The organism is Aphanothece sacrum FPU1 (assembly GCF_003864295.1).
Classification (GTDB): Bacteria; Cyanobacteriota; Cyanobacteriia; order Cyanobacteriales; family Microcystaceae; genus Aphanothece_B; species Aphanothece_B sacrum.
In genome coordinates, this window is record NZ_BDQK01000001.1 from 700,360 (window position 1) to 719,763 (window position 19,404).

Here is a 19,404-nt window from a genome sequence, read left to right on the forward strand (position 1 = left end):
GAAAATAGCATCTCACCGACCTTCGGTCGAGGCAAATTGGGTTAATAAATGTTCACTGTTACAATTGTAAATAACTAATGGAAAAACTCTACGAAGGAAAAGCCAAAATTCTCTATCCGACCGATGATCCGGAGGTTTTGTTGACACAATTCAAAGATGATGCAACGGCATTTAACGCTTTAAAAAAGGGGACAATTGTCGGCAAAGGAGAAATTAATTGTACAATTTCTACCGCCTTATTTCAATGGCTAGAATCCGTCGGCATTTCCACCCATTTTATCGCCCAACCAGCCCCCACACAAATGTTAGTCCGTCGAGTCAAAATAATCCCCCTTGAGGTAGTGGTCAGGAATATTGCGGCTGGAAGTCTGTGCCGGCAAACCGGATTAGTCGAAGGTCAGATTTTACCTTTTCCCCTAGTAGAATTTTACCTAAAAAATGACGAATTAGGAGATCCATTATTAACAAGCGATCGCTTATTAATTTTAGACTTAAGTACCCCCGATCAAGTAGAAGAACTAAAAAGCTTAGCTTTAAAAATTAATCAGCATTTGAGCAATTTTTTCAACAGTTGTCAAATTACCCTAGTAGATTTCAAATTAGAATTTGGCTTAGATAGTCAAGGAAAACTATTATTAGCCGATGAAATTAGCCCTGATACTTGTCGGTTGTGGGATCACACAGAAAATGATCCACGAGAAAAAGTGCTAGATAAAGACCGATTTCGGCGAGATTTAGGTCAAGTTGAGGCTGCTTATCAAGAGGTTCAACAAAGGGTTTTAGAGAAAATTGCTTCCGAAAAACCCTAAAGAACTTGGAACATTCTACTGTAGTGACAGTCAGGATTCTGGGTACTTTGGCTCAGCTTTTAGGCACTCTATTGACTATGATGGAGTCAATAATAGGCAATGGATTATATTAAGAACGTTATAGCTTGATTGGGTGTGTGGAAGTGTCAAACCAGATTAAAAGGTTACGTTTATCTCCTTTGTTGGGAATTGTATTGATTACAACAACTCTGTTCCATGAGGGAAAATCCGTTAGGGCCGAAAATGCCCCTTTAACGACGGCGGCCGCCCAAAGCGACTTGGAAGCTATCCCTAAAGCTGTTACCGAGTCAGAATTGCCAAATTGGAACGAGGAGAACCCTTTAGCTGATGCTGAGTCTGAGGTTGAAGTTCCTGTTTTCTCCTTAGAAAAAGAGATCGCGGCGGAATCGAATTCTAGCCCTGCTGTTGTTCCTTCTGAGGTACCCCCAACCCCCCAACCTGAAGGAGAAGGGAGTCCCCCCCCCGCGACTGAAACACCTCCACCAGACACCTCTCAACCAAAACCCCCCTCAGGAGAAATTCCTAGTCCAGTTGAAAAACCTATATTACCGACAGGAGAAACCCCATCAGGTACAGAACCACGAGTCTTAGTGGTGGAAGTATTAGTTGATGGTGTGGACAAAGAATTAGAAAATTTAGTTTATAACACCATTCAAACCAAACCAGGACGAACGGCCACCCGTTCCCAACTGCAACAGGATGTTAATGCGATTTATGCCACCGGATATTTCGCCAATGTTAAAGTCACACCGGCCGATACACCATTAGGGGTACGCATTACTTTTGCCGTTGCTTCTAACCCTATTTTGCAAAAAGTGGTTATCGATACGGTTCCAGCGACAGAAACCCCACGAGTTTTACCAGCAGAAGAGGTTGAAAAGATTTTTGGTAAACAATACGGCAAAGTTCTCAACCTCAGAGACTTACAAAGTGGGATTAAAGCCATTACTACATGGTACTCAGAACAAGGCTATGATTTAGCGCAAGTGATTGGTTCCCCGAAAGTAGGGGAAGATGGGGTTGTAACCCTAGAGATTTCTGAAGGGGTTATTGAAAATATTCAAGTAAGATTTTTTGACGCAGAAGATGAACCAGTTAACGGTAGAACCCGTGATTTTATTGTCACCCGTGAGATGAAGTTAAAACCCAGTAATGTCTTTAACCGAAAAACGGCCCAAACAGATTTACAACGTATTTTCAGCTTAGGATTATTTGAAGATGTCAGGATTTCCTTTAGTCCAGGAGAAGACCCCAGGGAAGTTATTGTTAATATCGATGTGGTAGAAGGTAATACGGGATCACTGGCCACTGGGGCCGGGGTTAGTTCCACTAGCGGATTATTTGGGACAATTAGTTATCAAGAACAAAACCTGGGAGGAAATAATCAAACTATTGGGGGAGAAGTTCAAGTTGGGGAACGGGAATTACTATTTGATGTCAATTTTACTGATCCTTGGATTGCTGGTGATCCCTTCCGTACTGCTTATACGGTTAACGGATTTCGGCGACAAACCATTTCTCTAGTATTTGATGGGGATGACTCATCTATTAGAACCTTAAATAATTTTGATAGTCCCAGGGTTGTGCGTACTGGGGGAGGGGTTACTTTTGCTCGTCCCTTGGCCGATGACCCCTTTAGTATACCTGATTGGCGATTATCGGCTGGTATTGGTTATCAACGAGTGGTCATAGAAAATGATGATGGTGATGTTGCTCCTTTATCCGCTCCCCTTAATGGTTTTCCAGAACAACCTTTATCCTTTAGTGATTCGGGGAAAGATGACCTCTTAACCGTTAGTTTTGCTGCTTCTCAAGATTTTCGTAATAATTCTCTACGTCCTACCAGTGGTTATGTAGTACGTCTTGGTCTAGAACAAACTGTTCCGGTAGGGTCGGGTAGTATTGCTTTTACTCGTGTAAGAGGTAATTACAGTCATTATATTCCGGTAGATTTGGTTGATTTCGGGTTTATTGAGGAAAATCAGCCTAAACCTCAAACTTTAGCTTTTAATGTTCAATTAGGAACGGTACTTAATGATTTACCCCCTTATGAGGCCTTTGTCTTGGGGGGTAGTAACTCAGTTCGGGGCTATAATGAAGGGGAACTCGGAAGTGGTCGTAGTTATTTCCAAGCAACGGCAGAATATCGATTTCCCGTTATTCCCTCTGTAGGGGCAGTCTTCTTTTTTGATTATGGCAGTACGATTAAGTCTCAACGCTCGGTTAGAGGTATTCCTGGAGTAGTTCGTGGTTTACCGAGTGATGGTTATGGATATGGTATTGGATTGAGAATTCAATCCCCTGTTGGCCCCATTCGGGTAGATTATGGGTTTAGTAATGATGGGGATTCTCGTCTCAATTTTGGTATTGGAGAACGATTCTAATCAGTTAATAGTTAATAGTTATCAGGGAAGCTATGAAATCAACAATTGACAAAGAATTTACTTTATCCGGTATTGGTTTACATTCTGGGGTTAATACTCAGGTTAAAGTATTACCCGCAAATTCTGGAGAGGGGCGTTATTTTGTGCGGGTCGATTTACCGGATCAACCTATTATTCCTGCTCATGTTTCTGCTGTTAATCAAACTACTTTATCTACTCAATTAGGGGTAGGAAATGCTCAAGTTTGTACCGTAGAACATTTATTAGCTGCTTTGGTGGCCTCTGGTATAGAAAATGCTCGTATTGAAATTGATGGACCGGAAGTTCCTTTATTAGATGGATCGGCTAAAATTTGGCTAGAAGCTTTGGTTAAATCTGGCTTTATTCCCTCAAAATTAGAGTCAGCAAACCCTATATTAGAACCCATATGGGTGCGGGATGGCGACACTTTTGTAGCAGCTATTCCTGCTTCAGAAATACGTTTTAGTTATGGGATTGATTTTGCTTATGAAGCAATTGGAAATCAGTGGTATAGTTGGTGTCCTAAACAAGAATCTTTTGCTGAAATGATTGCCCCGGCCAGAACGTTTGGTTTTGCTGATCAAATTGAACAATTGAAGCAAGCAGGGTTAATTAAAGGGGGCAGTTTAGATAATGCTTTAGTCTGCGATCGCCAAGGTTGGTTAAATCCTCCCTTACGGTTTGATAATGAACCTGTACGTCATAAATTATTAGATTTAATCGGAGATTTAAGTTTATTAGGAACTATTCCTCAAGCTCATTTTTTAGCCTATAAAGCTAGTCATAAACTTCATGTTCAGTTAGCTCAAGAAATTTCAGAAAAATATCATACAATTAGTCATTAATTAATAATTTTTTAAACTTGAAGACATTTATCAAACAAAGTATTGCTAAGATTAAACAATAAAAAATTAGATAATTATGTTATAATGACAAGCAAAAAAAAACTTCAGTATTATGAGAATCATACAGATAAAAGGAATTGTTAAAGATGGTGAAGTTAAAGCAAAAGTTCCTCAAGAATTTAGTGAAGGTGAAGTAAATATAGTTATCGTCGCAGAAAATGAACCCGATGAACTAGAAAAAATGGGTCAAATAGCAAAAAATAAAGGTTATAATTCTAAAGAGAAAATATTAGAATTAATCAAAGAAGTAAAATTAGAGATGTTAGAAAAAAAAACTAACACAACGTATTTTTTAATTTTCTTGGACATTTGGGAAAATATCCTTAGTCTTTTACCATCTGAAGAAGAAGAAATAGAAGACAGTAAAGAAGAAATATTAGCTGATTTAAAACAAAGCATTTTAGATGGAAAGAGAGGAAAAACCTTTCCTATTGAAGAACTTTGGGAAGGTATAGAAAGTTAAAAATATGGTTGAGATTAAATTTACAGAACCCTTTAATTCGTCAACCCAACTTACAATACTACTTAAAATGTAATGCGACAAATACGCCAATCAGGCAATATATCTGCACCGATTTTCCGATAAAACGCGATTGCCGGATCATTCCAATCCAATACCGTCCATTCTAACCGTCCCACCCCTCGCTGGCCGGCTAACTGTGTAACATAACTTAACAGTGCTTTACCAATACCTCGACGACGATATTCAGGCAAAACAAAAATATCCTCTAGATAAAGACCCGGTTTAGTCAAAAAAGTCGAATAGTTAGGAAAAAATAAAGCAAACCCGACGGACGTTCCTTCCCAATCTGCTAAGATAGATTCGGCATAGGTTCGCTCCCCAAACAAATGATCGGTTAACGCTTGGGGACTTCCTGTAACCTGATGAGAAAGTTTCTCATACTCAGCTAATGCCGTAATCAAAGAAAATAGGGTAGAAACGTCCGAAAGTTGAACAGGACGTATCTTAAGATTTCCTTCCATGAATTAATGTAACCATCCTTTAAGACGACGGGCCACCTGGGGACGACGTAATTTTCTCATGGCCTTACTCTGAATCTGACGGACTCGTTCCCGTGACAAATTAAACATTCCTCCTACTTCTTCTAAAGTATGGGGTTGACTGGTACATAAACCATAACGCAAGGAAATGACATCTTTTTCCCGTTCTGTGAGAACATCGCTTAAAACTGCAGAGATTTCTTGCCGTAGCATCCCCTCATTCATCCGTTCTTCAGGCAGTTGTAACTCTTGATCTTCGAGTAAATCTACTAATTCTGTATCTTCTCCTTTACCTACCCGATGATTTAAAGATAAAGATTGTCGTCTTAATTGAAGTAACTGACGTAGTTGAGGGGGAGTCACTTCTAATTCGTCAGCGAGTTCTTTTTCACTGGGGTTACGCTGTAATTGTTGTTTTAAGATACGTTGCGCTTTTTTGAGTTTATTAAGCTTTTCTACAATATGAATGGGTAAACGAATCGTACGGGCATCATTGGCAATAGTACGGGTGATTGCCTGACGAATCCACCAATAAGCATAGGTAGAAAACTTATAACCTTTATTGGGATCAAATTTTTCTGCGGCCCGATTAAGTCCGATGGCCCCTTCTTGAATTAAATCTAGGAAAGGCACTCCTCGATTGAGATATCGTTTAGCAATGGAGACAACTAAGCGCAAATTTGAGCGAATCATCTTGCGTTTGGCGGTACGACCCCGATAAAGGCGAGTTTCAAATTGTCGTGCAGTCTCAAAACCCAGTGCATTAGACCATTCGTCTTTTGTGGGGGGACGGTTGAGTTCTTCTTGTAGTTCTCGGCGTTTTTCGTCAGCTTCTACCAAAAATTGAACACTACAAGCCAGTTCAATCTCTTCTTCTGCTTTCAGCAGGGGATAACGAGCCATTTCTTTGAAAAATGCTCCTACCGTATCATCAGACATGGTCTTGCGATATCCAGCCGGATATTTATTGCCCAATTCATCGGCTAATTCAGAAAATTCAACTTGAATCGATTGAAGATCATTCTCACTGTGATCGAAATCTAAGGTTTCTAATACTTCAGGAGTAAAGGAGTCAGTTAATTCAGGATTTTTTAGCATATTATTCATGTTCATCAACGGGGACAAAAAGCGACAAGAAAGTAAAACGGGCCAGGGAACAATTAGCAGCTAACAAGGTTCATAATTTCTGTAGTGCTGACTGTTACACTCCATTAACTTGTTTGAACAAACTTAAGATTCTCTTAAGTAATGATTCACCTATTTAAGACAACAAGGAATCAAAAATCTCAAACAAACAAATCCAAAACAGAAAAACTATAACAGACCTGTAGAATGTTGACTTTAGAGGGAAATGTGGTCTTTAGCCTCAAGAACCATAGGTTCGGGACAATTGCTGCTTATCAGACTAACAGAACCATTGACAGTTTTTGTTTGTCTAATTACAAAATGACAAATTTGGTGAGGCGTATCCCATAAGTTTAGGATTAATTTACAATTGGTTAACATTTTGTTGTCTGCTCAACTCTAGAATCAAAGCGGATATCAATGGGTTTGATCTCGATTCACTTATCTGATGGAGAACAAATTACTCAAAAGCTTAATATAAAGTTATGTTACAAAAAAAAAGTCAGATAAGCTAGGGGAAAATCGGAAATAAAAATAAGTATCGTATGCATTTATACTTTAACTGATTTCTTTAAGATTTGCCTAGGAAAAGATGATCTTTCTTAACACAATGGGGGTAAGCTGTCATGCATCTAAATTACTCATTGGGGGTGATGGGGTGATGAGGTGATGAGGTGATGGTTTGATGATTTGACGGTTTATTTCCGCGCTTTGCCAATATACAGTTTAAATTCGTCTTAGCTTATGTAACACAGCCATCTTACCTGTATTATTATCTGTGTTATTTGTTAATATTAAATATTAGTTAAATATTTAATAATTCCTCAAAATCCAAGATTATGTCTTATCCCCCTGGCAGTTTTAGAGTCGCTGAAACTCAATCTACCTATCAATTAAGCTCATCTTCACCCCAATGGATTGATGTTTTAATTGATTGTCCAGGCGTACAGGGGTTATATACTTACCGCCTTAGAAGCGATTTAACTATCAAACCAGGGGATATTTTAAGCGTTCCTTTTGGTACTCAAATAGTCGGCGCGATAGCCATTCGTTTCGTCAATTCTCTCCCAGACACCCTATATACTTCCAAGGTCAAAGAGGTAGAAGATGTCATTATATCGTTATGTTTTCCTGATACTTATTGGGAATTACTTCAGCAAGTCTCTCAATACTACTGTACCGAATTTATTACTGTAATTAGAGGTGCATTACCACCGGGGTTATTAGGGCGATCGCAACTTCGTATTAGACTAAAAAAAGAGAGTCTTCCTCCTGGGTACGAAATGTTTTGTAGTCCCCTTGCACTTAAAATTTTGAATTTATTGCGATCGCAAAAAGAAGGTGATTATAGTAGTCAATATTTACAGCGTCAAATTAAAGGTGCAAATCGAGGAATTCGAGAATTAATTAAACGGGGTTGGATTGAAAGTTATTTAGAGCCTCCCAAAAATGCCCAACCGAAACTACAAAAAGCCGTTACTTTAGTCATAGATAATTTTCCTTTAGACTTAACTCCAAAACAATTAGAAGTCTTACAAACATTGCGTCATGAAGGTGGAGAATTATTACTAACCCAATTATTAGAAATGTGTCAGGGAAGAAGTCAATCCATTGTTAAAGAATTAGAGAAAAAAGGGTGTGTTGTTATTGAAGATCAAGAAATATTAAGGCTAGATCAAGGTATTAAACAAAATAAAGATCAAGCTAAACAACTAAATGCTTCTCAAACTAGAGCATTAGAAATCATTAATAATGTAGAAGGTTATGCTAAAATACTATTACATGGAGTCACCGGCTCAGGAAAAACCGAAGTTTATTTACAAGCGATCGCCCCTTTATTAAAACAAGGAAAATCTGCCTTAGTCTTAGTGCCTGAAATTGGCTTAACCCCTCAATTAATAGATCGATTTCGTGCCAGATTTGGGAAAAAAGTATGTGTCTATCATAGTGAATTATCCGATGGAGAAAGATACGATACTTGGCGACAAATGTTAACCGGAGAACCTCAAGTTATTATTGGAACCCGTTCAGCAGTTTTTGCGCCTTTACCCCATCTGGGATTAATTATTTTAGACGAAGAACATGATTCTAGCTTTAAACAAACCCAAATATTACCTACTTATCATGCCAGAAATGTAGCACAATGGCGAGGAGAATTAGAAAACTGTCCGGTAGTTTTAGGTTCAGCAACTCCTTCCTTAGAAACTTGGGTTTCTATTACTAAACCTCCCCTATCTTCAGCCCATCACTCCCCACCGAAGGTGCGCGTAGCGACCACCCCATCACCCCGTCCCTCTTATTACTTATCCTTACCAGAAAGAATTCAATCTCGTCCCTTACCACCCGTAGAAATTGTCGATATGAGACAAGAATTAAAACAGGGAAATCGTTCTATTTTCAGTTATTCTTTACAAGATGCGTTAGTTAATTTAAAACAAAAACAACAACAGGGTATTTTATTTATTAATCGTCGGGGTCACAGCACCTTTGTTTCTTGTAGAAGTTGTGGTTATGTGATGGAATGCCCCAATTGTGACGTATCTTTATCCTATCATTATACCCATGAAGGTGCGACAGAATTATTGCGCTGTCATTATTGCAACCATAGTCAAATTCAACCCCCTAAATGTCCTGAATGTGAGTCACCTTATCTTAAATTTTTTGGCAGTGGAACACAAAAAGTTACTCAAGAATTAGTCAAAGAATTTCCTGAATTGCGTCCCCTAAGATTTGATAGTGATACCACTCGAAATAAAGGGGCCCATCGTCGATTATTAACCCAATTTGCTCAAGGGGAAGCGGATATATTAGTAGGGACACAAATGTTAACTAAAGGGTTAGATTTAGCTCAAGTTACCTTAGTAGGTGTTGTCTCTGCTGATGGATTATTACACTTATCTGATTATAGAGCCGCAGAAAGAGCTTTTCAAACTTTAACACAAGTAGCAGGGAGATCAGGGAGAGGGGACGAACCAGGACAAGTTATTATACAAACTTATTCTCCTGAACATCCGGTAATTCAAGCGGTTAAACAACATGATTATCATCGATTTATTGAAGAAGAATTACCCAGACGACAAGAGTTAAATTTTCCGCCGTATGGGCGATTAATTTTAATTCGATTAAGTGGATTAGATGCAGCAGAAGTACAACAATCAGCAATGATTTTAGGAGAATTTTGTCAGCAAAAAATAGGGTCAGGTTGTGAAATATTAGGGCCGGCTCCTGCTAGTATTATGAGAATTGCTAATCGTTATCGTTGGCATATTTTATTAAAATTTGACCCAAATCCTGAAGTAATTATACCTGATGTCAATGAGTTTAAAAAGTTATGTCCTCAATCAGTTAGTATTAGTTTGGATATTGATCCATTAAGAATTGATTAGAATATTTGGTTCTACCGGACTTGTTATGTTAAATTAATAATTAATGACAGACTCAAGTCTGATCCTATAAAGACTAAGTCCGCCTGCGCGGACGCTCATTATAGATTGTGTAGGCAACCTTTGTTTGTATAGCTTAACTATGAACGAGTTAAGGTCTATCATTTGTAATAATTTAGCATAACTTGTACGGTAGAAACCATTTTTGTGACCTTTTCTCTAACTCTTAATTTTCCTTTTTGTTCTATATTTTTCTGATGAATTAATCGATTATTTTTTTGTACATCAAGCCCCTTAAGAATGGAAATTCAGAAAAATGGGCAAATTTTTCGGGTAAATCAACTCTCCGATGGAGAAAAATGTCTGATTGCTATGATTAGTGATCTCGCTCGTCGTCTGGCGATCGCCAACTCAACAGAAAATCCTCTAGAGGGAAAAGGTATTATCCTGATAGATGAAATTGACCTTCATCCAAAATAGGCGTTTTAAGCCAGTATTTTTTAAAAACTAACTGGCTTGAATTGCTGTGTTTATTTTCTCAAGATGTTCCTTAATTTTTGACGAATTTTCTCCTTTTTATTACATCGAACTCAGGTAACTTGACAAATTTGTGTTAATTTATGACAAAATAACTAGATTTTTTTGCTTATTATTTAATTTTAATTGCCACTCATTTAAGTCACTTAAAGCGCGATCGCGGTATTTACCATATCTTTCCCGTTTTTGGCGTATTTTACCGGTTAATTCTGGTAAAATACCAAAATTAGGAGGCATAGGTTGAAAATGTTTAGGAGATGCACTACTAATAAACTCAAATAACGCCCCCATCATCATTGTTTCTGGGAGAGTTACTGTCTCTAACCCTAACACCAGTCGCGCTGCATTTGTCCCCGCTAACCAACCCCCTGCGGTTGCTGCAGTATAGCCTTCTGTACCAATTAATTGACCGGCCGCCAAAAGGGTCGGACGAATTTTAAACTGTAAGGTAGGATCAAGTAGTTGGGGAGAGTTAATGAAAGTATTACGGTGCATAACTCCCATCCGGACAAATTCTGCCTTTTCTAAGCCAGGAATTAGTCTAAATACTCTTTTTTGTTCACCCCATTTCAAATTAGTCTGAAATCCGACCATATTCCATAATTGGCCCTGTTTATCTTCTTGGCGTAGCTGTACCACCGCGTAGGGGCGTTTTTCTTTATTTTCTGGTTCCCGAAAGTCTCCTAAACGTCCATCAAAGAGGCCGATAGGTTTAAGGGGGCCATAACGCATGGTTTCTTCTCCCCGTTGGGCTAATTCTTCGATAGGTAGACATCCTTCAAAAAATTTGGCAGTTTCTCGTTCAAAATCCTTTAATTCGGCTTGTTCTGCCTGACATAAGGCTTCTCTAAACTGTAGATATTGGTCTTTGTTGAAGGGACAGTTCAAATAAGCGGCATCTCCTTTATCATAACGGGAGGCTAAAAAAGCGATGTCTTGATTGATGGACTCCCCTACAATAATAGGGCTTGCTGCGTCAAAAAAGCTCATATATTCCATTCCTGTGAACTTTTGCAAGTCTGCTGCTAGGGAGGGAGTGGTGAGGGGGCCAGTGGCTAAAATGACGATGTCTTCTGAGGGTATTTCGGTTATTTCTGAGCGTTTTAGTTCAATGAGGGGATGATTAGATAATGTTTCTGTTAATTGATGGCTAAAGATGCCTCTATCTACGGCTAAGGCCCCACCCGCAGGGACGGCGTGTTGATCTGCGGTTTGGATTATAATGGAACCAAGACGGCGTAATTCTTCATGGAGGAGTCCGGCAGCGCGATCGCTGGACATGGCCCCAAAGGAGTTGCTACAAACTAATTCGGCTAATTCTTGGCTATGATGGGCGGGACTGGTACGAATTGGGCGCATTTCGTGTAAGATGACGGGTATACCAGCTTGTGCAACTTGCCAAGCGGCTTCGGTTCCTGCTAAACCGCCACCAATTACTTGAACTTTTGCTGTTGAAGATATCATTAATTAAGTTCTAGTTTCTTATTGGTTGACTGAGAATATCTTTATTTTAGTATAGCTTAATCTATGGTTCGCTCTGATAATCCTGGCCTAGTTGAAAAATAATTAATTAGGAAGTTTTTAGTATTTTTTTCTAGTTCTTTATTACAAAAGAAAGTTATGAGAAGTTAAAGCGAGTTTAGGACTCAAATGATTAAAAAAATCAACCAAAGACTCCGCTTGAGATGGACTAATTTCTTGTTTTTCTGTCATGACTTCTTCTACTCCAAAAATATCAAGAAGACTCTTATCATTAACATACTTTACTTTTGATTCGTCATTAATAGGTGTGATTTGATGATTATTTGTTGTAAAATTAATTCGTACGAGTAAAATAAATTAGAAAATAATCATGATTTTCTAAATAACTGAAAGTGGTGACCAAGAACAAAAATCTTTAGTCCCCTGATCACTACATTTTAATTATTGTTCCGTTTTTAAGTTTCATCTGCTACACTGGTGAAAATACGGTTAACACCCTCTCATAAGTACCTGGATAAAAATAAACGCTACTGATTGAGTTAAGCAGAGAGAGAGTTAACAGCTAATTTACATTTCTTAAGACAGTTGACTTTATTTATGTCCGACTACTTAGCAGTCAAAGCAAATCTTAAGAATCTTCTATTCCAGCGTTCCCAACTATAATTAAACGAATCTAGGGTCATTCATCGTTCTAATTTCCCATAATGCTTATTGAATCATTGAAATTATCTTAACTTTTACCTTTATCAGTAGGTTATTTATATGTCACGTCTCAAAGTTGTTTTTCTGTCTTCTCGTATCATACAATTTCTGACTGGATTATTATTCTTTTTGATTTTAAATGAAACAGTTCTTAATTATACTTCTCTCAATGCTACTACTGTTTTTACTGAGTTATGTTTTGGAAAAGATCATCTTTCTAAGGAGACTAAATACACGATTGAAGTCTTATTAAAGATAGTAAAAGAAAAAGATTGTGTCGCCGCTTTTCATGAATTATCTGAACGAAATGAATTAGATTTATCGGGAACTAATATATCAGATATTACTCCTTTATCATCTTTTAAACGGTTATCTAAATTATATCTAGCTGATAATAATATTTCCAATATTAACCCTCTTTCATCTTTAACTAATTTAGAAAAACTAGAGTTATCCAATAATCAAGTTAGTAATATTAACGCTTTGTCAGGAATGACTAAGCTAGAAACTCTTTGGATGTGGAATAATAAAGTAAATAATATAAAACCTCTTTCCTCTCTGACAAATTTAACTCATATTTATCTTCCTTTTAATAAAATTTCAGAGATTAATGCTTTATCTTCGTTAACTAAATTAAATATTTTAATTCTTGATAATAATAAAATTACTAATATTTATGCTCTATCTTCTCTTGAGGAATTGAGAGGAATTTCTATGGCAAATAACAAAATAACTGATTTAACTTCTTTAGCCAACCTCAATCAGTTAAAAGTGCTAATTTTGACTAATAACCAAATTTATGATGCTACTCCTTTATCAGAACTATCAAATCTTACTCTATTAATTCTGGATAATAATCAAGTGGATAATATTGAACCTTTATCATCATTATCTAACTTAAAAACTCTATATTTACATAATAATAAAATTAAAGATATTAGTCCTTTAACAAACCTTAATTATTTATCTGATCTTCAACTAGGAAAAAATAAAATTGAAGAGATTAGTCTTCTTGCTTCTTTGGGTAAACTAGAAAAATTAGAACTATCTAATAATCCAATAAATAATAAAGTTTGTCCGATTCAACCTGAGTCAATTTGTCAATTTTAGATAGGTTAAATAATTTAATTATGTTGAAGAAACGTCCTCAAATTTCAACTTTTACCTTATCATTAATCTTATTATTAGTGACTGAGGGTTGTTCTTTGATAAATGATCCAAATAAAGTAAAAGAAATCTCTAATATGCAGTTAAATTCCTCTAATAAAATAGTCAGCAAGGAACTGCAAACAGATATCTTAGCTTATCTTCAAAAAAACATTAAAAAGCTTTCAATTTGTGAAGGAGAAATTGATCCAAATTTTTCTAAAGAATTGTCATCTGTTTATCCATTAGGAAAAGATAAATATTTAGTGGAATTTCTCTGTTTTATGGGGGCTTATCAAGGAAATTATCAATATTTACTTTATCAAAAACAACCGTCAGGCAATTATCTAACTCCTTTAGAATTAGAGATATTTGATGCAGAAACATTTCGCAAACCTACTAAAATAAAAGTTAGTTCAATAGCTGGATTTCCTACTTATAATACTGATAATAAAATCTTAACAGTTATTACTAAATATAGAGGATTATCCGATTGCGGTTCTTTAGCTAAATATCAATGGAAAAATACACGATTTCAACTATTAGAATATCGGGCAAAAGAAGCCTGTGATGGAACCTATATCGAACCTGAAAATTATTCTCAAATTTATCCTTAATCGGCTAACGAAACCTCAGAATTAAAGATTATCGGGATCAATATTTAATTCTCGTAATTTAGCGGCTAGTCTAGCTGCTTTTTGTTCAGCTAGTTGAGTCTTTTGTTCAGCTAGTTGGGTTTTTTGCTTAGCTATTTCCACTAATTCTAAAGCATTAAAAATCAGTTCTCCTTCTAAGGTAAACCAACGTAACCAAAGACGGTTAATATTTTCATAACTTCCTTGCCATAGTCCTAAACTTAATCCTAATTCTGGCAAAGGAAAACGTCCATTAATTAATTGTCTCCGTTCATATTGACCACCCATTAACTGAAAAATTTGTAACTCATTGGTATAACGACTAAAGACAATATAATAGGGAATTTTGAGAATTTTTTCGTAAACTTCCCATTTCGTAGGAGGCTTTCCTAATTGTCTCACGGTTCTTCCTAAATCTTCATTTTCTGTCCCAGGAGATAGTAATTCAACTGCAATAAATGGACTAACTTGTTCTTGCCAAATGACATAACTTAACCTTAAATCTTGATTTTCATACAATCTTTCAATCCCCATTACTGCAAACCAATCAGGACGCTTATACCAATTAACATGACGAACATCATAATAAAGATTGATATCGGTGCCGATAAATATTTGATTTTCTTCATAATTAGACGGTTTAAAGGTTTGGCGTAATAAAGCAGGTTGATAACAGTGGTATTCGTCTGGCAAACCCGGTTCCTCTGGATTTTCACTAGGTAAATCATACATGGTTGGTAAAGTATCTCCCTGAGATAGGGGAGGATCAGATTGAGGGGGAAAACGAGTAAATTTTGTCATTTTTACTGTAAATTTTATTTTAATTTTATTGTTTAGCTGCTATTTTTTATTATAATAAAGATACTCATAAAAGTAAAGGTTATCTAACTATTTATACTCCACCACTTGCCCGCTTAATTGAACAATTACAACGCTTACCAGGGGTTGGTCCAAAAACTGCCCAACGACTTGCTTTACATATTCTTAAACGTCCTGAAGTTGAGATTCAAGCTTTAGCGAATGCTTTAGTTGAAGCGAAAAAAAAGGTAGGATTATGTCAAGTTTGTTTTCATTTTTCGGCTGAACCTATTTGTGAAATTTGTCGTAATCAAAATCGAGATCAAGAGACAATTTGTGTGGTAGCTGATGCTCGTGATGTCATTGCTTTAGAAAAGACGAGAGAATATAGAGGAAAATATCATGTATTAGGGGGAGTTATTTCTCCGATGGATGGTATTGGACCTGAACAATTATACATTCAAGCTTTAGTTAAACGGGTAGCGCAAAATCAGATCAAAGAAGTGATTTTAGCTATTAGTCCTACTGTAGAAGGAGAAACTACTACTCTTTATATTGGACAACTATTAAAACCCTTTACCAAAGTAACAAGAATTGCTTTTGGTTTACCGATGGGAGGGGATTTAGAATATGCGGATGAAGTAACTTTAGCAAGAGCATTAGAAGGACGGCGAGAATTAGAATAAATGGATGTTGTTGTTACTGGAATTGGTTTGCGTTCTTGTTTAGGAAATTTAGCCCAAACTTGGCAATCTTTAGTAGCTGGAAAATCAGGAATAAAGTTACAACAACCTTTTGTTAAACTGTCTCCTTACCCGATGGGATTAATTGAAAATAAGCCAATTTCTCTAAGTTATTTGACTCCATTAATAGTAGCAGATGCTTTAACCGATGCTCAGCTTAAATCTCCTTTACCTGACTGTGGTGTAGTGATAGGTTCAAGTCGAGGATGTCAAGGTATTTGGGAACAATTATTAACTCCAGAAAATACCTTAGATTTGTCAAATTGGTTAGATAATTTACCTCATCAAGCTGCTCTGATAACTGCTCGTCAAATTGAAACAAATCATATTGTTGGTGCGCCAATGAATGCTTGTAATACAGGACTTTGGGCTATTAGTCAAGGGGTTGAATTAATTAAACAAAAAAAATGCGATCGCGTAATTGTGGGTGCGATAGAAACTCCGATTACTCCTTTAACCTTAACAGGTTTTCAACAAATGGGAGCGTTAGCTAAAACGGGTTGTTATCCCTTTGATAAACGTCGAGAGGGCTTAGTTTTAGCAGAAGGTGGGGCGGTCTTTGTTTTAGAATCAGCCGCATTAGCGTTACAAAGAAAAGCGTCAATTTATGGTCAAATTTTAGGATCTAGTTTTACTTGTGATGGCTATCATATGAGTGCGCCCCCAACTGATGATAAAATGGCTTTAATTGCCATTGAACAATGTTTAGAACGCAGTGAATTAAACTCTCAAGAGATAGATTATATTCACGCTCATGGAACCAGTACACAGCTAAATGATCGCCGAGAAGCTGCTTTAATTAAGTCTCTATTTTCTCCGAATATTCTTGTTAGTTCAACTAAGGGGTCAACGGGACACACATTAGGCGCATCAGGGGCAATAACAGTTGCTTTAAGTTTAATGGCTTTACGTTATCAATATATACCCCCTTGTGTGGGTTTAGAAACGTCAGATTTTGACTTAAATTTAGTGAAAGAATCCTATCAGTATCCCCTTAAAAAAGTGTTATGTTTAGGGTTTGGATTTGGGGGACAAAATGGAGTGATAGGGTTAGGGAAATTTTGATTTTAAGCTAAACTAATAATTAATAAAAGGCTAAAGCCTTATACTATAGAAACGAAGTCCGCCTTCGCGGACTAAATTTTAGGTTGGGTAGGCAATCTTTGCCTGTTTTGTAGGGGTCAACGGCCGTTGATCTCTACTCTTTATACTAATATTCTTTTTTTCCTTTTAATTGCCAATATGAAAATCCTAAATACAGTAAACTTAACCCAATTAATGAAAACCAACTTAACATTAAATTATTATTATTAGCAACATAGATATCAAAGGTATCTTTTAGATTAGGATGAACTAAACTTTGAATATCAACTAAGCTTCCATAGGCGCGAATAGACCAACGACTTAACATAGAATTCGCCAATATTTCAACCTTACCTTTTAGTTCAAATAGGACTCCAGCAAAAACAGTTTGTGCCAACAGAATTAGAGGTAAAATACTATTAGCCTCGTTCGGATTTTGCACGAAAGATGAGATAGCTAGTCCGCAGCAAACATTACCAATTAATGTTAAAAAAGTTGTGATAGATAATCCTAATAACCAATTTGTGTTACCAGGATAAACAAAACTGACTGCAATAATTAAAGTAATAATTAAGGATTGAATCAATGCTAATAAACTAAAAACTCATAACTTTGAGCCAAGATAAGGAATAATTTTCAAATTAACTAAACGTTCTCTTATATAAATACTTTTTTCATGAATAATTGATGTAACCGAGTTAGATAAACCTACCCAGGTAGTAGCACAAGTAAAAATAAACAAGACTTTTAATGCTAAAAAAGCTCTTTGTGGATCAATATTTTTTGGGTCAATATTTTGTGGTTTAAATATCTCACTTCTTACTATTTTTGAAAAAGGATCTGTTAAAACGAACCAGGTCAAAAATATACCTATAGGGGCAATACTCAGTAAAAGTATGAAGTTCTTGCGATCGCGCCAAACAAGAGTAAAATACCGTTTACTAAGAATCCATAATTGAGGTAATGCTGAACTTTTTGACCCGATTTAATTCTTTGAGATAAGGAAGAATTAGTATGATCATTGCCTTTACTTAGGGGATCACGAATATACTGATGATAATAACTAGATTGACGGAATAAATTTTCCCATTGTTCTACAGTTTGTTGAATTTTATCTGTTGAATTTCCTGTATTCAGTTTACGATAAATATCAGGAAAATAGGTTAAATCATCTGAAGGCATTTGAAAAAATGACATTGCTTGAATGGGAGGGCCAAAATAACATAAATATCCCCCTAAACCCATAAAAGCAATGCGATCGCATACAGCAATATTGGTCGTTGCATGGGTAACTAAAATAATTGTTCGACCTTGATCCGCTAAATCTCGTAACAGCAACATTAAATCTTTATCTAACCCTGGATCAAGTCCAGAAGTTGGTTCATCTAAGAAAAATAGTTTAGGATCAGCTAATAATTCTACCCCAATACTGACCCGTTTTCTTTGTCCTCCACTAAGTTCTCTATTTTGAACATTATATGTATGGCGCACCGAGAGAAGATGAGGAAGAATAAAACCAATTTTTCTAGATATATTTCATCTATAAAGAGAATTTTTGTTATAATTAATTTATGGTATTAATTACAAAACTAAAACCTAATTATGACTACCTTAAATGATCGTTCAACTTCCGATACTAATGAGTTATCAATGGAAGAACTCAATGCTAAATGGGATGCTCTTGAAAATGACCCCGAATTTCTAGCAAAACCCTTTTGGCAGCAAATTGTTGAGATTGGTAACGTTGTCCCTCAGTCAGAATGGCGAAAACACTTTCCCAGAGACTTTGCGCGTAATTTTGAACATTATATGTATGGCGCACCGAGAGAAGATGAGGAAGAATAAAACCAATTTTTCTAGATATATTTCATCTATAAAGAGAATTTTTGTTATAATTAATTTATGGTATTAATTACAAAACTAAAACCTAATTATGACTAGCTTAAATGATCGTTCAACTTCCGATACTAATGAGTTATCAATGGAAGAACTTGACGCAAAATGGGATGCTTTAGAAAATGACCCCGAATTTCTAGCGAAACCCATTTGGCAGCAAATTGTTGAGATTGGTAACGTTGTCCCTCAGTCAGAATGGCGAAAACACTTTCCCAGAGACTTTGCGCGTAATTTTGAACATTATATGTATGGCGCACCAAGAGAAGATGAGGAAGAATGAGACAAATTTTCTTGGATACATCCTATTTACAAGCTCTCACTGATTCTGGAGATAATCTTTATCCACTTGCTATCAATATGACAGCAAGACTCGGTAAATTTAGAAGTGTTACCAGTGAAATGGTTCTCACAGAATTGTTGAATGCTTTATGCAGTAGAGGGGAATATTTAAGGAAATCAGCTATTCGCTTAACCCATAGACTACGCAATGATAGCAACACCATAATTATTCCTCAAACTAGTGAACAATTTGAGCAAGCTTTTGCTTTTTATCAAAGACGTTTAGATAAAGGTTACAGTTTAACAGATTGTGCCTCAATGCAAATCATGAGACAACTAGAAATCAATGAAATATTAACCTTTGATAAGCATTTTCAGCAAGAAAGATTTAGTGCTTTACTCAGAGAATAATCAAGAAAAAGATTCATCATCAGAACTTTTAATCAAACAGGA

Annotated in this window: 19 protein-coding genes; 13 read left to right on the forward strand and 6 right to left on the reverse strand. The window is 36.4% G+C overall.

The annotated features are described in order from the left end of the window. The first annotated feature begins 77 nt into the window (after positions 1-77). The 4 genes from purC (at position 78) to AsFPU1_RS22940 (ending at position 4,603) form a co-directional block, all read left to right on the forward strand. A complete protein-coding gene (purC, locus tag AsFPU1_RS03200) occupies positions 78-809 on the forward strand; it encodes a phosphoribosylaminoimidazolesuccinocarboxamide synthase (RefSeq protein WP_124972679.1) in 732 nt (243 codons plus the stop codon). Positions 810-946: 137 nt separating this feature from the next. After that, positions 947-3,214, forward strand: coding sequence for a BamA/TamA family outer membrane protein (locus AsFPU1_RS03205; protein ID WP_125061040.1), 2,268 nt, complete (start codon positions 947-949; stop codon positions 3,212-3,214). A gap of 32 nt (positions 3,215-3,246) precedes the next feature. After that, positions 3,247-4,080: a UDP-3-O-acyl-N-acetylglucosamine deacetylase gene (gene lpxC / locus AsFPU1_RS03210; protein ID WP_124972681.1), complete on the forward strand. Its 834-nt coding sequence runs from the start codon at positions 3,247-3,249 to the stop codon at positions 4,078-4,080. A 112-nt stretch (positions 4,081-4,192) separates the two neighbouring features. Continuing rightward, positions 4,193-4,603 carry a hypothetical protein gene (locus AsFPU1_RS22940; RefSeq protein ID WP_227873408.1) on the forward strand — a complete coding sequence of 137 codons (411 nt, stop codon included), beginning with the start codon at positions 4,193-4,195 and terminating at the stop codon, positions 4,601-4,603. Between the two features lie 62 nt (positions 4,604-4,665). On the opposite strand, the gene AsFPU1_RS03220 is transcribed toward AsFPU1_RS22940, so the two are convergent. Continuing rightward, a complete protein-coding gene (locus AsFPU1_RS03220; protein WP_124972683.1) occupies positions 4,666-5,124 on the reverse strand; it encodes a GNAT family N-acetyltransferase in 459 nt (152 codons plus the stop codon). A gap of 3 nt (positions 5,125-5,127) precedes the next feature. Beyond that, positions 5,128-6,255, reverse strand: a complete 1,128-nt coding sequence (locus AsFPU1_RS03225; RefSeq protein ID WP_124972685.1) for an RNA polymerase sigma factor, RpoD/SigA family — start codon at positions 6,253-6,255, stop codon at positions 5,128-5,130. An 851-nt stretch (positions 6,256-7,106) separates the two neighbouring features. Between AsFPU1_RS03225 and priA the strand changes: the two genes are divergently transcribed. Both priA and AsFPU1_RS03235 read left to right on the forward strand, forming a co-directional pair. Further along, on the forward strand, positions 7,107-9,653 hold the full coding sequence (priA, locus tag AsFPU1_RS03230; protein ID WP_172957457.1) for a primosomal protein N': 2,547 nt from the start codon (positions 7,107-7,109) through the stop codon (positions 9,651-9,653). Between the two features lie 297 nt (positions 9,654-9,950). Further along, complete coding sequence (locus AsFPU1_RS03235) at positions 9,951-10,130, forward strand: hypothetical protein (RefSeq protein ID WP_227873409.1); 180 nt, start codon at positions 9,951-9,953, stop codon at positions 10,128-10,130. Between the two features lie 138 nt (positions 10,131-10,268). Here AsFPU1_RS03235 and trmFO read toward each other — a convergent pair whose 3' ends face one another. After that, entirely contained in the window at positions 10,269-11,651 is a 1,383-nt protein-coding gene (gene trmFO, locus AsFPU1_RS03240) for an FADH(2)-oxidizing methylenetetrahydrofolate--tRNA-(uracil(54)-C(5))-methyltransferase TrmFO (protein WP_124972689.1), read from the reverse strand. Between the two features lie 780 nt (positions 11,652-12,431). Here trmFO and AsFPU1_RS03245 point away from each other — a divergent pair. Continuing rightward, positions 12,432-13,481, forward strand: coding sequence for a leucine-rich repeat domain-containing protein (locus AsFPU1_RS03245; protein WP_124972691.1), 1,050 nt, complete (start codon positions 12,432-12,434; stop codon positions 13,479-13,481). 20 nt (positions 13,482-13,501) lie between these two features. Beyond that, positions 13,502-14,134 (forward strand): DUF1176 domain-containing protein, encoded by a 633-nt coding sequence (locus AsFPU1_RS03250; RefSeq protein WP_125061041.1) that lies wholly within the window; start codon positions 13,502-13,504, stop codon positions 14,132-14,134. A 21-nt stretch (positions 14,135-14,155) separates the two neighbouring features. On the opposite strand, the gene AsFPU1_RS03255 is transcribed toward AsFPU1_RS03250, so the two are convergent. Beyond that, on the reverse strand, positions 14,156-14,953 hold the full coding sequence (locus AsFPU1_RS03255; protein WP_125061042.1) for a Uma2 family endonuclease: 798 nt from the start codon (positions 14,951-14,953) through the stop codon (positions 14,156-14,158). An 89-nt stretch (positions 14,954-15,042) separates the two neighbouring features. On the opposite strand from AsFPU1_RS03255, the gene recR reads away from it, so the two are divergent. Together recR and AsFPU1_RS03265 are read left to right on the forward strand one after the other, a co-directional pair. Next, complete coding sequence (gene recR, locus AsFPU1_RS03260) at positions 15,043-15,636, forward strand: recombination mediator RecR (RefSeq protein WP_125061043.1); 594 nt, start codon at positions 15,043-15,045, stop codon at positions 15,634-15,636. Next, entirely contained in the window at positions 15,637-16,758 is a 1,122-nt protein-coding gene (locus AsFPU1_RS03265; protein WP_124977743.1) for a beta-ketoacyl-ACP synthase, read from the forward strand. A gap of 145 nt (positions 16,759-16,903) precedes the next feature. Here AsFPU1_RS03265 and AsFPU1_RS03270 read toward each other — a convergent pair whose 3' ends face one another. Together AsFPU1_RS03270 and AsFPU1_RS03275 are read right to left on the reverse strand one after the other, a co-directional pair. Further along, positions 16,904-17,362 (reverse strand): hypothetical protein, encoded by a 459-nt coding sequence (locus AsFPU1_RS03270; protein ID WP_124977745.1) that lies wholly within the window; start codon positions 17,360-17,362, stop codon positions 16,904-16,906. 299 nt (positions 17,363-17,661) lie between these two features. Further along, positions 17,662-18,267 carry an AAA family ATPase gene (locus tag AsFPU1_RS03275; RefSeq protein ID WP_227873641.1) on the reverse strand — a complete coding sequence of 202 codons (606 nt, stop codon included), beginning with the start codon at positions 18,265-18,267 and terminating at the stop codon, positions 17,662-17,664. A gap of 111 nt (positions 18,268-18,378) precedes the next feature. Between AsFPU1_RS03275 and AsFPU1_RS03280 the strand changes: the two genes are divergently transcribed. The 3 genes from AsFPU1_RS03280 to AsFPU1_RS03290 all read left to right on the forward strand — a co-directional run bounded on the left by AsFPU1_RS03280 (position 18,379) and on the right by AsFPU1_RS03290 (position 19,362). Beyond that, on the forward strand, positions 18,379-18,621 hold the full coding sequence (locus AsFPU1_RS03280; protein ID WP_124977751.1) for a hypothetical protein: 243 nt from the start codon (positions 18,379-18,381) through the stop codon (positions 18,619-18,621). 88 nt (positions 18,622-18,709) lie between these two features. Further along, positions 18,710-18,952: a hypothetical protein gene (locus AsFPU1_RS03285; RefSeq protein ID WP_124977753.1), complete on the forward strand. Its 243-nt coding sequence runs from the start codon at positions 18,710-18,712 to the stop codon at positions 18,950-18,952. Next, the gene (locus tag AsFPU1_RS03290) at positions 18,949-19,362 is read left to right on the forward strand and encodes a type II toxin-antitoxin system VapC family toxin (RefSeq protein ID WP_124977755.1); all 414 of its coding nucleotides are present in this window, start codon (positions 18,949-18,951) and stop codon (positions 19,360-19,362) included. The genes AsFPU1_RS03285 and AsFPU1_RS03290 overlap by 4 nt, the downstream gene beginning before the upstream one ends. The last annotated feature ends 42 nt before the right edge of the window (positions 19,363-19,404 follow it).